The organism is Aneurinibacillus migulanus (genome assembly GCF_001274715.1).
Taxonomy (GTDB): domain Bacteria; phylum Bacillota; class Bacilli; order Aneurinibacillales; family Aneurinibacillaceae; genus Aneurinibacillus; species Aneurinibacillus migulanus.
Window position 1 is genome coordinate 231,587 of record NZ_LGUG01000009.1, and the last position, 15,699, is coordinate 247,285.

A 15,699-nucleotide genomic window follows, 5' to 3' on the forward strand; every position below is an offset into this window, starting at 1 on the left:
AACGATATATCGCTTTCTCACTTTATAGTGACATATTGTTGCTTATCCATTAAAAAAAGCCTCATCCTGACGGACGGGGCTTTGCGTACAAATTTGCAGACAACATGCATAAAAAATAGGCTGTTATTCCACTCTTCGTACACCTTTCCTTTCCGCGAAGGTTTTTCTGGTGTAAGCAAGCTAGGTAGGTCTCCTGGCTTCCGGCTCATGGTACTCTCTCGTCTTCCCCAATTATCTAATCGAGTGACATGTCAATGAGAGAGAACTCCTCGGTTACAGTGGCGGGACCGCTCGGGATTTTCACCCGATTCCCTGTTACCCCTTGCTTTTACAAGGGCACCTGGCTGCACATATGAAAATATTGTTATCTCTAGGATATAATACAATGAACTTTTAAGCTACACCTTTCTTCTATCCGCTCCCGCAACGACACAAAGAATACAACAAGCGTCAATCACTGTTCCAAGTACGCTATTCTTCATGATTTTCTGTCCAAAAATTGAATAAATCAAAGTACGTGGTTTCAAAGGTCATCCTTTAAAAAGGACTGACGGATGGCATTTTATTTATACCATTCGTCAGTCTCGTTATTACTCTATATTATTTTTTATGCATTTTAAATTCAAGAAACAGCTCATTATAATGAGAAAGCATTCTTTTTCCGAGGTTCTCATATACTTCCAGCTTTTTAGTCATTTCCGGATCTGGATAGAATCGCTCATCTCCGGCAATCTCTTCTGGCAAATACTCTAGCGCCTTTTCATTCGGCGTAGAATAGCCGACGTACTCAGCGTTTTGTGCCGCATGTTCTGGCTCCAGCATAAAGTTAATAAATTGATGGGCACCTTCCAGATTCTTTGCTGTCTTTGGAATCACCATATTATCAAACCATAAGTTCGATCCTTCCTCAGGCACCACATAATCAAGTTTTTCATTTTCACTCATAATCTCAGAAGCATCCCCGGACCAGACGACCCCGACCGCAGCCTCTTCGTTCGCCAGAAGCATTTTAATCTCATCCCCAACAATGGCTTTCACGTTAGGTGTAAGGGTACTGAGCTTTTGTTTTGCTTCCTGTAGGTGCTCCTCGTTCGTATCATTTAACGAATAATGGAGGCTATTTAAGCCCATGCCGATTACCTCACGTGCACCATCCACAAGCAAGATTTGATTACGCAAATTCTCATCCCACAAATCATTCCAGCTTGTCGGTTTCTTACCATCAAGCATGTCGGGATTATACACGATTCCTACAGTACCCCAGAAATAAGGAATCGAGTATGTATTCTTTTTGTCGAATGATAGATCCATAAAGCGCGGATTAATATACTTCAGATTCGGAAGCTTTGAATGATCCAGCGGAAGAAGCAGATTCTCTTCTTTCATTTTGCTAATCGCGTATTCGGAAGGAACCGCCACATCGAAAGTGGTTCCTCCTTGAGCGATTTTTGTCATCATAGCTTCGTTTGAATCGAATGTTTGGTAAATGACTTTAATGCCGCTCTCCTTTTCAAATTGCTTGATCAAGTCCGGATCAATGTAGTCTCCCCAGTTATAGATGGTTAGCGTATTTTTCCCTGAGTAACCTTGCGTCGAATTCAGAGTAGAAACGACATACATTAGGGCAAAAGAAACAATGAAAATCAAAAGAAACATACGAACTAGCTGTTTCATTTTCTAACCCCCATTCCTTTTGCTCGGCTGCCTTTCTGATTAATAAAGTAATAGCCGATCACAAGCACAATGGTAAATAAGAACAGGAGCGTGGATAAAGCATTAACCGATAAAGAAATCCCTTGCCGTGCCCGTGAATAAATCTCGACAGACAATGTAGAGAAGCCATTCCCCGTAACGAAGAAGGTCACTGCAAAATCATCGAGCGAATACGTAAGAGCCATAAAGAACCCGGCAAAAATCCCTGGAGTAATAAAGGGCAGAATAACCTTGGATAGAACATCCCAGCGGCTTGCCCCCAGATCTCGTGCCGCATCAATCAGCGTCGGACTCATCTCCTGTAATTTCGGCAATACCATAATGACTACAATTGGTACACTGAATGCGATATGGGAAAGCAGCACCGAAGTGAATCCAAGCTTAATTCCGATAATAGTAAATAAAATTAAGAAAGAAGCCCCGATAATAACGTCAGGACTTACAATCAGCACGTTATTTAGCGTAAGCAGCGTATTTTTTACTTGTCGCCTTCTGACGTACATAATCGCCAGAGCTCCCAGCACGCCTAAAATGGTGGAGATAGCTGCCGATAGAAGCGCGATAACAAACGTATTCAAAACGATAATCAATAAACGTGTGTCCTGGAACACCTCTTTATACCACTCAAGTGTAAAGCCCTCAAAATCATGCATAGAGCCGCCACTGTTAAAGGAATAGTACATTAAATAGAAAATCGGAGCGTATAAGATGATAAAGACGATGAACAGGTAAATATTCGAGAGCTTTCCATTTCTTTTCATACTACACCCCTCACTTCCGATTTCCTGTTAGAATCATAATAATCGCCATCGCAATAATGAGAAAGACGGCAATGGTTGATCCCATACCCCAATCCTGCGTGACGAGAAAATGCTGTTCAATCGCAGTCCCAAGTGTAATCACACGATTTCCTGCAATCAGGCGGGTAATCATAAATAAAGATAATGCCGGTATAAAGACCGCCTGGCAACCTGATTTCACCCCATCGAGTGTCAGTGGGAAAATCACGCGTCGAAATGTTGTCCACGCCGATGCCCCAAGATCGCGCGCCGCATCAATAAAAGACGGGTTTAACTCTTCCAGCGAATTAAAAATAGGTAATATCATAAACGGAATAAAAATGTACACCGAAACGAAAACAAAGCTGAAGTCGGTGAACAAAATTTGCTGTGTTCCGATTCCGAACACTTCCAGCAGTGCGTTCGCCGGTCCGTATGTACCAAAAATACCGAGAAATGCGTAAGCTTTAAGCAGCAAATTAATCCATGATGGTAAAATAATAAGCAACAGCCACAGCTGTTTATGCTTTGTTCTCGTCAGCAAATACGCTGTCGGATAGGCGATAAGCAAGGAAAAAGCCGTAATTAAAAAGGCATACCAGAACGAACTTACAGTCATCTTCAAATAAACCGGAGTGAAAAATTTCTCGTAATTCTCAAACGTAAACTGACCTTCAACATTAAAAAAAGAATAATAAAGGATAAGGAGAACCGGCGCAATAACAAACAGAACAATCCATAAAACGTACGGAATGAGATAAATATTACGTGTTTTATTGTCCATGGCTGCCCTCATCATACGCTTCAAGACGCTTATCGAATTCTTCTTCCGTTTCTCCAAAACGCATAACATGGATGGCTTCCGGATCAAAATAAAGGCCTATCTCATCACCCACTGTAGCCTTTTTCGTTGAATGAACAAGCCATTCGTTTCCTTCCGCATCATAGCAGCAAATCTCATAGTGAACACCACGGAAAAGCTGGGAATCGACACGCACCTGAAGTTTTCCTTGCTCACGTCCGGTAATCTCCAAATCTTCGGGACGAATCACGATCTCGATCGACTCGTTTGGATTAAAGCCCTGATCCACGCATTCAAACTGCTTGCCATCGAACTCTACTAGGAAGTCTCTAATCATCTTGCCTGGAATAATGTTAGATTCTCCAATGAAATCTGCGACAAAACGATTAATCGGTTCATCATAGATGTCTGTCGGGGTTCCACTCTGCTGGATCTTCCCTTTATTCAAGACAAAAATCTCATCTGACATAGCTAGTGCCTCTTCCTGATCATGCGTAACGAAAATGAACGTAATGCCAAGACTGCGCTGTAGCTCACGCAATTCATACTGCATTTCCGTCCGAAGCTTCAAATCGAGGGCAGATAACGGTTCATCCAGAAGGATAACCTCCGGCTCGTTAACGATCGCCCGTGCAATGGCTACACGCTGGCGTTGCCCGCCGGACATCTCCCTGATTTCCCTTGTTTCGTAACCATCCAAGTTAACGAAACGAAGGGCTTCCTTTACCTTCTCGGTAATGGCGGCATTCTTCATCTTTTTAATGCGCAAGCCGAACGCCACATTCTCAAATACATTTAAATGAGGAAACAGCGCATAATCTTGAAATACGGTATTCACCTGACGTTCATTGGCAGGCACGTTATTAATCACGTTTCCGTTAAAATAAATTTTCCCTTCGGATGGCTCCATAAAGCCAGCAATCAGACGAAGAATCGTCGTTTTACCGCAACCCGAAGGACCGAGCAAGGTATAGAATTTCCCGCGTTCAATTTCAAAGCTAACATTATCCAATACGGCCGGATCATCATCGTATTGTTTTGTAACCTGTTCAAAGCGAATAATCGTATGTTCTGCCATCAATAGCCCCCCTTAACAAATGGGTAGAATAAGATTATAAATAAGACTCGGTAGCGACCAGGAGCAGCTCTGATGGTCCATCGAAGTCGTTAATAATTTGATGTTCATCCGATGCATGGAAATAGATAGCTTCGCCGGCTTCTGCATAATACGTTCGTCTGCCCAGTCGGACAATAATACGCCCACTCAATACATAGGCGAACGTTTCGGAAAGAGAGGGCTCAAATTGCTTGAATTCGCCGGTTGCCTGAAGAGTTAGCCTGATCGGCTCCATTTCTTTCTCGTTCGATTCTGGAACGAGCCATTGAATATGATAGCCGCGATCCTCGTCGACGTAGCCAGTCTGGTCATCTTCCCCGTATACGACCTTCTGCTCCCGTTCTTCTTCATCGAAGAATTCCTTGGGAGTGCAGCCGAGTACCTCCAGAATGCTGAAAAACGTTTCGAGTGCAGGAGAGCTTAAGTCACGTTCGAGCTGTGATATATACCCTTTCGTTAAATCTGTACGCTCACCAAGTTCTTCTTGCGTTAACCCTTTTTTCAAACGTAAATTTTTAATCTTTTTTCCGATTTGCATCATATGACCCTCAATTTTGTTTAAGAAAAACTCGCGGGCGTTACCGCTCGTCCTTTTTCCACGACGAGGCCAAACGGTCGCTTTGTGTCACTTCAGGCGAGTTTTTCAAGTGATACGAGCAGAAGAAACAATATGTCACTTTCTTCCTTTATAGCGACATATACTTCCTTATCTATTAAAATGAGTAAACTTTTAATTATAAAGTTTACTTTTACAAAACTATAAGTTTACTTTCAACCTAGAATATTATACATGATTGTTATGAAACTTCAATCAAAAAATTTTATATAATACATCTATTTGCTCTATGGTTTCCCATAAAAAAAAGACTGACTCATAACACTATGAGTCAGCCCCTTTGCTATACTAGATGGTGAATGAATAGTCGCTGCTACCGACCTGCTGCTTCTCTCGATTCTCGTAGTAGCGATTGATAGCTTTAATATATGCCTGTGCACTCGCTTTTATAATATCTGTATCAATGCCTCTTCCCTGCACTTCTCTTCCATCCTTCTCCAGCACAACATAAACTTCTCCTAGTGCATCTTTGCCTGCGGTATTTGAACGGATTGTGTAGTCCTCCAACGAAAATGTTGTATCGATCGCCTGATCAATCGCCTGGAACAACGCATCAATCGCTCCGTTCCCCTGAACTGTAGCTTCATATACGTTAGAAGTCCTATCTTCCAAAGTAACAGACACTTCAGCCTGTTGATTCGGATAAACAATTGAGATATCCGTCAACGAAAAGCCCTCGGTATCATGGACCATTTGCTGATCGACCAATGCACGTATGTCTTCATCTACAACGTATTTCTTCTTATCAACTAAATTTTTAAATTCATGGAAAACAGCAGTGATTTCATCCTTCGATAAATCAAAGCCCATGCTTTTAATCTTTTCCTTCAGTGCATGGCGTCCCGAGTGCTTGCCTAATACAAGCGTACTGCTGGCAATGCCGATAGTCTCCGGACGAATGATTTCATACGTGGTTGGTTCCTTCAGCATCCCGTCTTGATGAATGCCGGATTCGTGAGAGAAGGCATGGTCCCCGACAATGGCTTTATTGCGCTGTACCATCATTCCGGTCATCTTGCTTACCATGCGGCTTGTTGCATATATTTCGTTTAACACGAGAGAGGTTTTTGCTTGATATACATCACTTCTTGTTTCAAGGGCCAATGCCACTTCCTCAATCGCGGTATTTCCCGCTCTCTCACCGATGCCATTAATGGTGCCTTCGATTTGGTCAACACCGTTATAAATTGCCGCCAATGTATTAGCCGTCGCCATCCCAAGATCGTTATGGCAATGGGTGCTTAATAAGATTTTTTCAATTCCAGGAACGTTTTCTTTTATTTGCTTAAACATATGGCCGAACGTTTCAGGAGACGCATATCCGACTGTATCCGGGAGATTAACGACGGTTGCTCCCGCTTTAATCGCCGTACGAACGATTTCATAAAGAAACTCGATTTCGGTCCGGCTAGCGTCCTCGCATGAAAACTCGATCTCGTTAAAATATTTTTTTCCATAGCGAATCGATGATTCTGCCGCCTCTAAAACTTGCTCCTTGGTCATATTTAGTTTATATTTACGATGTATGGGTGAAGTTGCAAGAACGATGTGTAGGCAAGGTGTTGCAGCACCTTTTAACGCGTCTCTTGCAGCTTCAATATCCTTTTGATTCGCCCTCGACAAAGCGGCAATGCTTGCATTTTTTACTACTCTGGAAACCTCTTTCACACTGACAATCTCTCCCGGTGATGAAGCCGGAAAACCTGCTTCAATTCGGTCCACTCCCAACTTCTCCAGCTGCAAGGCGATTTTCACCTTTTCATCCGTTGTGAGATGGACACCAGGAGACTGTTCTCCGTCTCTTAGTGTCGTATCAAACACATGGATTTTTCTCATACGAGTTCCTCCTTCATATTGTTATATGAAATAAAAAACTCCCATCATCCGGCTTGTGCAAAAGCACAAGGGACGACAGGAGTTCTATTTCCTAACGTGGTACCACCCTTATTCGCCATACGCTTCACAGCATACGGCCTTTATGAGTATCAGCTCAACTCAAACACGATAACGGGTGTTAATCGTCTTCTCTTACTTAATTTCAGAGAATCAGCTCTGAGGCGAGTCGATGACGGTTAATAACGATACTCTCAGCAAATGTATCGATCTCTGTATATAAGAGCCTTCATCTTGCTCCTCTTCTTAGCTATTGATCATATTTTCACAAATTTTACATTGTTCATTTTTATTTGTCAACACTTCCCACCAATTAAAAATGTACGATTACACTTTATCGTATTCATATCATTCATATTCTCTTCTATGCTCTCGCTTTAAACAGCAAGTATACGAAATAAGGAACCCCGATGATTGAAATAACGATTCCTACCTGCAGTTCTGCCGGAGCAAAAACAGTTTTGGCAATAAAGTCGGAGACAATGACCAGCAACATGCCGATTGTTCCGGAGAGGGGAACGACCCGATAATGATGGATACCGACCAGACGCCTGGCGATATGGGGAGCAATCAGACCGACAAACCCGATGCTTCCCGAAACAGCAACACATGCGCTCACGATTCCGATGCTGCTTAGTAGCAATATGCTTCTTTCTTTTTCCGTAGCAACTCCAAGGCCCTTCACACTATTCTCCTCCAATTGAAACAAATCAAGAATAGTGGATTTTCTCATAATAACCGGAACGAAAATCAAAAGCCACGGCAGCATAGACACGATATAATCCCAGTTCGCATTCCAGATGCTTCCCGTCAGCCATACCGTTGCCATCTCAAAATCCTGCGCATTCATTTTTAATGACAGATACAAAGATAAGGCTCCAAACCCGGAACCGATAGCAATCCCTGCTAATATGAGACGCTGGGGGTCCAGCTTCCCTCCTCTCCACGCAAAAATATAGATAAGAAGTGCCGCTCCCAGGCCGCCAGCTAGACCAAACAGCGGTCTCGCCATGACGGATAACCATCCTGTACCACTTATTTGTCCTTCAAAGAAAAACATAAAAATGACAATAGCAGCTCCTGCTCCCGCATTGATTCCCAAAATACCCGGATCGGCCAGTCCATTCCTCGTTATCCCTTGAATGGCGGCTCCTGCCACACCAAGCCCCAAGCCAACTAGAGCAGCAATGACAATCCGCGGCAGGCGAAAGTCAAAGATAACTAAATCATGCTCCGGAACCGGATGAATTCGGAGAAGGGTCCTCATTACATCGGCAACCGTCATATCAAATATACCATTCGTCAAACTGATATACGCTACAGCCAGAATGGTTCCGCAACTTGCGAGCAAAACCGTCCAATACCTTCTTGCCGAGTCCTTATGCATGCTTTTTCCCTCCCCTCTTTCGAATTAAATAGAGGAAGAAAGGAACACCAAACAGAGAAGTAACCACCCCGATCGGCGTTTCAAAAGGATAGTTCAGGAACCGGCTCAATATGTCGGATAACGACAGAAAAATTCCACCAAGAATGCCTGCGTACGGTATAACTCGCCTGTAATCAATACCGACTAAAAATCGAGTGATATGAGGAATAATGAGACCTACAAATCCGATTTTTCCGACCAAAGCAACGGAAATACCAGTGAGAATGACAACGGAAGCAGTAGCAATCAATTTTACAAGCAATGTTCTCTGCCCAAGGCTAATAGACATCTCCTCACCTAACGACAGAACCGTAATCGAGCGGGAAATGAAAAGCGCCATGGCAATGCCAGCTATCGCAAAAGGAATCGCAAGTGTTATCATATCTGGATTTATTTGATGCAGGCGGGCGTTATACCAAAAGCTAACACTTTGTGAGACCTGAAAATACGAGGCCAGCGCCGCTGAAACGCTGCTCAAAAACGTTCCAATAATAACTCCGATAATCGCCATTCGTACCGGGGACATTCCGTTCGGTAAAAGCGAGGCCAGCCCAAACGTAACACCTACACCAAACGCCGAACCGATAAGCGAATACACTATCATATCTAAAGAAGAGGCGTTCGGTATAAAAATCATACAGAACGTAATGGCAAAAGCCGATCCATCAGAAACCCCCATAATAGAAGGGGATGCAAGATAATTTCTTGTCATCCCCTGCATCAGAGCTCCAGATATAGCCAGAAATGCACCGATTAAAAGCGCTCCGATTGCCCTCGGCAAACGGGAATGCATTATAATTTGATGATTGACATTACTTGGGTCGAAAAAGAAAATCGCTTCCCAAACCGTGTCCGCATCTATGTTTTTTGCTCCGTAAAGAATAGACAGCAGAATCGTGAATATAATGATAAGCGGTGAAACACATAAAATAATAACCGGCAAAGAAGCTCTTAGTCGCATATCGTTCTATTCACCCTGTATTATGGTTTGGACAGCTTCTCAACAGCCGCTTGCAGGAAGTTGATTTTACTCCATGCTGTACCGCCCTGTGCAAGCGGATCGACAACATTGACGAATACTTTGCCGTTTTTCACTGCATTGATGCTCTGCCAAATCGGATTGTTTTGCAATTCTTCCAGCGCTTTCGGATGATCTTTATTCTCATCTCCAGAGAATTGTACAAACAAGTAATCCGGATTCATTTCACTGAACTTCTCCAGTGAAATCATTTCCTGTGCTTTAGCAGCTTTCACTTCTTTCGGTGCAGTAAATCCTAAATCCGCATATAACGAAGAATTAAAGAACACCTTTTCCGGATAAATGTTGATATTACCGCTTCTAAGTCGGATGACGACAACTTTTTTATCCTTGATGCTTTCTCCTAACTTTGTCTTGGCCAATGCAACATCGTCCTTATATTTCTGCAAGATTTGTTCTGCCTTCTCTTGTTTACCAGTCAGTTCTGCCAGCAAACGAAGGTTGTCTTCCCAATTGGCAGATACATGGGAAACAAGAATTGTAGGGGCAATTTTCTTGAATTTTTCTGCGGCATCCGCAGGAAACTTGGTGCTTCCCAGAATAACATCCGGTTTGAGCTTCAGGATTGCTTCGATGTTAGGCTGCATTTTCTCTCCTATCGGTACAGTAGAGCCTGTAACTTTAGCAAAGATAGGCGGGAATTTTCCACCTACAGTAATGCCCCCAGTCGGCTGAACATCAAGCACAACTGAATCTTCCATCGATTCCATGCTACCGGCAATTACAATTCGCTCCGTCTTTGCAGGAACAGTATATTCTTTGCCTAGGTAATGAATGGTCCTTGTTTCCTTCGATGCAGCTTCACCTGCTTTCTTTTCCGCTGTATTCCCTGCTACGTTTGTCGTTGACGCTTCATTATTCGTACCGCAAGCTGTCAACATTAAAGTCAATAAAGCAATAAGACCGAAACTCATATATTTCTTCTTCATCTTCTTTACAGTTCTCCTCCCGGCTGTCCTATAATTAATTGATAACAATTATCATTATTGATTATAGAACGTTCTCCTTTTTCTAACCATGGAGAATATCCAGAATCATTTTGGATAATTTCCAGAAAAAATTCTTACTAGTTCATCGACGATGCGTTCGTGGGCAGAGGCGGAGTATTCATACCACGGATCCGACGAAATCAGATGGACCCGATTATTCCGGACTGCCTTTAACTCCTGCCACAGCATCGAGTATTGCAGCGTTTTCCAATATTCCAGCGTTTCCGTCTCCTGGCAAACCGTTAATAGAAGATGATCGGCATCGAAACTGGCTAACTGTTCAAGCGTTATCCGTTGATTGTAGACAGGCTGGTCGGAAGGATGTGCAGGGGATAGCTGCAAATCATGATAGACCACTTCGGCCATACTCCGATTACTGTAAGCATACAGATTCTGCTTCAAAATACGCACAATGAGGAAAGTATCGTCCTGCACCTTACGCTTTAACTGTTCTCTGGCTATCTTCACTTTTCGGTCATAGCTTGTAAGCCAGTGCTCTGCTTCTTCCGATTGCCCTAAAAACTCGGCTGTGAGCTGTAAGTGCTCTCGCCAATTCCTCTCTGTCCATGGAACGTAAAAGACAGGCGCAACCTTCTCCAGTCTCTCTTTCTCTCTGATAGCTAATTCACTCGCACTAATCACAACATCTGGGCGGGCGTGAAGAAGCGTTTCAATATTGTTCTCCCAGTGTTGGTTTTGACGATAAGCACTAAGATGTACAGGAATATCGTTACGGTATATTCTATGATAATGGGCTGTCCATTTTGGGTGAAGCGGCGCAGCATACGGGATAATCTTGAGTGCGAGTAATTGACCGATAACCGAAGGTTCATAAGCAGCAATCTTGCGACGACGGCTTTTCATATATACCGTAGGAGATACGCCGACTTCCTTCTTGAACTTACGGCTGAAATAAAACGGGTCGTTATAGCCGACTTGTCGGGCAACATCCTGTAGCTTGACATTGGTCTGCGCCATAAATTGTTTGGCCCGGTTTATCCGTAATTCGGTCAAATAATCGATTGCACTTATACCGTACGTTTTTTTAAACAAGTCTACAAAATACTTAGGACTGATTTCCGTCATACGGGCTAGCTGATCGATTGTTACATTGTCGTTATAATGCTCTTCCATATATTCTTTTGTACGTTCGAGTGCCGTTTGTGAATCCTTTGGTATCAAGCGACTGTTTTTCAAGATGCAATAGAGTAATTCCTGAAACGTAACCTGACTCCGGAAACGTTCCAGCCCATCCTGACTGTATCTCTGACTGTAAATCGCCTCACACATAAAAGCAATCTGGCCTGTAGAATGGATCGGAACCTCCCCAACCAATGGAAATAAGGGCTTCTCTCCCTGCCTTGCTTCCCCAACTGCATCGAACTTGAGTAGAAACATCTGCATTTCATCCGATTGCTCCACCACGGATCCAAAAGTCTGCTTGGGAGAACATACATATACAGTGTCTGGCCGCAATCGGTAATCATGCGTACCAATCGATAATCGGCCTTGTCCGTTTATCACCACCAGCAACACGTGCGAGATAGTAAACTGTTGTTCGATCCGCCAGTCACAGTCCCCTTTGACAAGCTCTATATCCCGAAGCTTAAACAACACGTCATCCAACAAAAAATCGGCGTCTTCCTCCTTAACGGATTCATTGTGAATCATCGTCCTTCACCGTCCTTATCCGATTCTGTATAACACCAACAGGAACGCTCTTCAGCCTTTTCCGGCAATTTCTCTGGATTGAAAAAGCAACTTAAAGACAAAAAGCACCGTTCAAACTTTGAACGGTGCTACAAAATAAGCCTGTTCTATTCTTCTGATCCTCTCTCATTGCACCAAAAGAGATTTCTCTACTTATTTTATTACCGTACTTTTTATTACGGGGCTATACGTGTCATCCACTCATGAACAGGTCTTCTCTCTTTCGCCTTCGGTACTTGTTCGGGATAGCCTAAGTGAACAGACCCTATCACCTTTTTTGAAGGCGGTATGCCAATATCTTTCGCAAACACGGGGTCAAAAATATACGGATTCGTACGCCACACCGTCCCTATATTCTTCTCCCATGATAGCAATTGAATATTTTGGATAAATGAGCATGTTGCTCCGATGGATTCAAAGTCTTTCTTCTCATCCTGAAATACATCTGTTGCAACAATCATCGTAACAGGTGTTGATGAAAGGTACTCTTTATAAGCGGCCTTTACCTTTTCCACTTGCTCCTCTGAATAAGAAGCGAACACTCCAGTCCGATCATAGCTTCGCAGGATACAATCCAAGAAATATTGTTTTTCTTCCTCTGTAGATGCTATTTTTACAGACCATGGCTCGACCTCGCTATGAAATGGGGCATAGGCAGCCTTCTCCAAAATATCTTCAATAATTTCCAAAGGAATGGGAGAGCTTTTTGTTTTGCGAACGGTTCTTCTCGAAGTTATTATCGATTCAAGCGATGAAACCACAGCATATCTCCTCCTATTACTGCTATTTGAAATAAAGATAATGATAATCATTATCATAATAACATTTTTTATTATCCGCTGCTAGTATCAATTAGAAAAAGCCTTGTTTGTATCCCGTTGTGGTGGTCTTTCCCTCTTTGAACAATCAACACCCTTGATATCCGTAGATGGATAGAAAAGAAGGACGCGTACGTCGTGCGTCCCCCCTTGTTTTTCTACAGAGCTGCATAAGGGCAGCTAGAGCTGTTGCCTGCGGCACCAGCTAAGTTTTCTTTATCGTGTGGAGCGTGTGGCGCCAAGGACGAAATCGATCGGCAACTGTCTCCCGTACCCGAAAAACCCGGATATTTTGTCGGTCCGGCCTTGACGCAACAAAGCGGCCATATCTCTTCCTTGCAAGAAAAAGATGAGAAAACACGCCGATGCGTGCATCTTATCCCTTCCAATCTATGGATCATCAGCAGGTGTGATGTTTTACTTTATATATCACACCAGGCAGTACCCCGTGGCGGAAACGTAAAAACAATTCTCTGTCCGTCCAGGGTAACTGCTTCTACATTTACATAGGTAGAGCTCGGTGAACGCATCTGATCACCTGAGACTACATAGCTTCCTTTTCCAAGGGCAAACGCTCTGTTTACTACATTGTATCCTGTCAGTTCTGAGAACCGCACATATACTTCCTTGAACTCTGGAGTATCCCTATCAAAATGAATCTTCACATCATTAAAACCTGATACGAACGGTGAGATGGTCGCGTATACAGTAATTCCTTGCTTCGTTACCTGAACCGGTGCGTTATCGACTTTCGAAACAGCAGGCACAAAATTGACAAGCGCCCCAGCTATAAGCAAAGCGGTTGCCCCAAGCCAGAGTTCCCACCTGATTTTGCGGGCAAACCAACCGGCTCCCTTTTCTGTCCCTTTCCTCACATATCGTACCTGTAGGCAACCGAGTAGCACAATCAAGATGACAAGACCTGCTTTTACTAGAATTGAAATACCCCACACGCTACGAATAAACTCATCCCAGGTCGGTGCATAATCGACTGTCATCGCAATACCTGTCAGAATAAGCAATACGATGCTAATCATGGCCCAACGTGAGAATTCCACTCCTTTTTCCTTAAACCATTTCCATTTACCCTCTTTTGGAGCTAATACTAACAATGCAAAGATGCCGCCCAACCAGATGGATAGTGCGAATAGATGAATCCCGTTCATTAGCATCGCCATCCATCCGCCATATTCGACTGTATAAGAGCGTCCAACAATTACATTCAACATCAATGCAATGCCGAGAAATGGAAGCGTCCATCTCGTATACGTAATTCCAAAAATAAGTGCAAACATAAAAAATTGTACTAGCGGTACCCATCCGATACGAAGTGAAGCCAATTCAACAGGTGTCACCTCAGGTATTGCAGCATTTCGCACCAAAAACAACACCAGTGCAGCCGTTGAGGTGAGAAAATAAATAGGAATTTGCCAGTACTGCCAGCGCTTATGATATTCTTTTCCCCGAGCAATATATCGTACGAAGAATGTCCCACCGAACGAGACAGCCATCCCCCAAAAGACAGCCCAATTCGGAAGTGTTTCCGCGCTTAATTGTTCAACCAGCCCCGCACCCCCACCCTTTGGTGTAGGGGAAAGCGATTGAATGGCAAAATAAATCTGTCCGCGTAGCTTTGCATTCGGGTCCTTCTTATTAGCAGAAGGAGCTGTCCTCAAAACCCATTCGACTCCATATGTTCCTGGTGGTAGCTCTTTGGCGGTCGTCAAAATAATTTGACGTGGGTCTTTCGGATCTGTTTTGAGCTTTCCTGTACTGTACTCCTTGTTTCGATTATCAAAAATGGAGGCATATTCTATTTCTGTCGGTTGTGCAAACGTCAACCGCACTTCCTTAGGTGTAGCCGATAGAATCGCACCGTCTTCCGGCGTCGTCTTAAGCAGCTTGTACGCTTTTCCTTCCCCTGTTTGCTCCTGTTGAACTGTTGTGGTCCCTGATATATTTTGAGCCTTTACATGAAAGGGGATTAGCGACCACACTGTAATACCTAACAAAAGCAAAAAAATAAGTGCCATTCTATTTTTTTCTTTTCTTACTGTAACCATAGTCTGCTCCTTGCTCCTTGTATCCTTATCTTACCTGCTTCGTCTTACTCGTCCAATATAGGTGTACTTTTCGTAAGATCGAGGAAACGCTGTTCAGGAGAACGTACATCGCTACGCCACGCCTCTGCCGGTTCATCCTTCAGTAACCGCCCGTTATGCATGAGTAAAATTCGTTCAGAGACCGCCAGTACATCGTGCAACAAATGGGAGGAAAAAATAATCGTTGCACCCCTTTTGCGATATGTTTCGATCCAGTGTTTCCATTCTTCCACCCAGAAAGGGTCCAGTCCATTTCCTGGTTCATCCATCAACAGGATATCCGGCTCACCTAGTATCATCTGGGCAAACAAAAGACGCTGCATCATGCCGCGTGAATAGGAGGATGGCTCCCTTCCGGCGGCATCTGTCAATCCCACCCTATCTAAAACCTCTTCTACTCTATTTTTTTTCGTTCCTCTCAACTGCGCCAAATATACTAACCAACGACGTGCGCTAACTCCCGCAGGAATATGCAAAGCATCCGGCATATACCCAATACATTGCTTCTCCACTCCGACTATCCGTCCTTTATCAGGACGGACAATCCCTGCCAATATAGATAGCAATGTGCTTTTTCCCGCGCCATTGCCACCGCATAGCGCTAGACACGTTCCAGGTTGAATCGTTGCGGAAAAAGGATAGAGAGCTGTATGATTGCCATATGTTTTGCTTACTTCCTCCAGTTGTATCATATG

General features: G+C 43.6%; 14 protein-coding genes, 1 riboswitch and 1 other annotated feature. All 14 genes read right to left on the minus strand.

The features are described from left to right. Positions 1 to 166: 166 nt before the first annotated feature. Positions 167 to 359, minus strand: a riboswitch (cobalamin riboswitch). Positions 360 to 600: 241 nt separating this feature from the next. The 14 genes from AF333_RS28335 to AF333_RS28395 all read right to left on the minus strand — a co-directional run bounded on the left by AF333_RS28335 (position 601) and on the right by AF333_RS28395 (position 15,696). Beyond that, a complete protein-coding gene (locus tag AF333_RS28335; RefSeq protein ID WP_043067212.1) occupies positions 601 to 1,674 on the minus strand; it encodes an ABC transporter substrate-binding protein in 1,074 nt (357 codons plus the stop codon). Continuing rightward, a complete protein-coding gene (locus AF333_RS28340) occupies positions 1,671 to 2,474 on the minus strand; it encodes an ABC transporter permease (protein WP_043067211.1) in 804 nt (267 codons plus the stop codon). Before AF333_RS28340 ends, AF333_RS28335 begins: the two co-directional genes overlap by 4 nt. 10 nt (positions 2,475 to 2,484) lie before the next feature. Then, complete coding sequence (locus AF333_RS28345; protein WP_043067210.1) at positions 2,485 to 3,276, minus strand: ABC transporter permease; 792 nt, start codon at positions 3,274 to 3,276, stop codon at positions 2,485 to 2,487. Further along, positions 3,266 to 4,372, minus strand: coding sequence for an ABC transporter ATP-binding protein (locus tag AF333_RS28350; protein ID WP_043067209.1), 1,107 nt, complete (start codon positions 4,370 to 4,372; stop codon positions 3,266 to 3,268). Before AF333_RS28350 ends, AF333_RS28345 begins: the two co-directional genes overlap by 11 nt. Before the next feature lie 34 nt (positions 4,373 to 4,406). Next, positions 4,407 to 4,949 (minus strand): helix-turn-helix domain-containing protein, encoded by a 543-nt coding sequence (locus tag AF333_RS28355; protein WP_043067208.1) that lies wholly within the window; start codon positions 4,947 to 4,949, stop codon positions 4,407 to 4,409. A gap of 366 nt (positions 4,950 to 5,315) precedes the next feature. Then, positions 5,316 to 6,863 carry a 2-isopropylmalate synthase gene (locus AF333_RS28360; protein ID WP_043067207.1) on the minus strand — a complete coding sequence of 516 codons (1,548 nt, stop codon included), beginning with the start codon at positions 6,861 to 6,863 and terminating at the stop codon, positions 5,316 to 5,318. Positions 6,864 to 6,928: 65 nt separating this feature from the next. Then, positions 6,929 to 7,177: a binding site (T-box leader), on the minus strand. 107 nt (positions 7,178 to 7,284) lie between these two features. After that, positions 7,285 to 8,307, minus strand: a complete 1,023-nt coding sequence (locus tag AF333_RS28365) for a FecCD family ABC transporter permease (protein ID WP_043067206.1) — start codon at positions 8,305 to 8,307, stop codon at positions 7,285 to 7,287. Beyond that, complete coding sequence (locus tag AF333_RS28370) at positions 8,300 to 9,307, minus strand: FecCD family ABC transporter permease (RefSeq protein ID WP_043067205.1); 1,008 nt, start codon at positions 9,305 to 9,307, stop codon at positions 8,300 to 8,302. Before AF333_RS28370 ends, AF333_RS28365 begins: the two co-directional genes overlap by 8 nt. Positions 9,308 to 9,327: 20 nt before the next feature. Continuing rightward, positions 9,328 to 10,314, minus strand: a complete 987-nt coding sequence (locus AF333_RS28375; RefSeq protein ID WP_043067204.1) for an iron-hydroxamate ABC transporter substrate-binding protein — start codon at positions 10,312 to 10,314, stop codon at positions 9,328 to 9,330. 105 nt (positions 10,315 to 10,419) lie between these two features. Further along, positions 10,420 to 12,045: an ABC transporter substrate-binding protein gene (locus AF333_RS28380; protein WP_043067203.1), complete on the minus strand. Its 1,626-nt coding sequence runs from the start codon at positions 12,043 to 12,045 to the stop codon at positions 10,420 to 10,422. Positions 12,046 to 12,260: 215 nt separating this feature from the next. Then, the gene (locus AF333_RS28385; RefSeq protein WP_043067202.1) at positions 12,261 to 12,845 is read right to left on the minus strand and encodes a nitroreductase family protein; all 585 of its coding nucleotides are present in this window, start codon (positions 12,843 to 12,845) and stop codon (positions 12,261 to 12,263) included. Positions 12,846 to 13,118: 273 nt separating this feature from the next. Next, positions 13,119 to 13,277 (minus strand): hypothetical protein, encoded by a 159-nt coding sequence (locus tag AF333_RS36440; RefSeq protein WP_170206989.1) that lies wholly within the window; start codon positions 13,275 to 13,277, stop codon positions 13,119 to 13,121. Positions 13,278 to 13,324: 47 nt separating this feature from the next. Next, the gene (locus AF333_RS28390) at positions 13,325 to 14,965 is read right to left on the minus strand and encodes a copper resistance CopC/CopD family protein (RefSeq protein WP_043067201.1); all 1,641 of its coding nucleotides are present in this window, start codon (positions 14,963 to 14,965) and stop codon (positions 13,325 to 13,327) included. A 44-nt stretch (positions 14,966 to 15,009) separates the two neighbouring features. Then, positions 15,010 to 15,696 (minus strand): ABC transporter ATP-binding protein, encoded by a 687-nt coding sequence (locus tag AF333_RS28395; RefSeq protein WP_052812200.1) that lies wholly within the window; start codon positions 15,694 to 15,696, stop codon positions 15,010 to 15,012. Between the last annotated feature and the right edge of the window lie 3 nt (positions 15,697 to 15,699).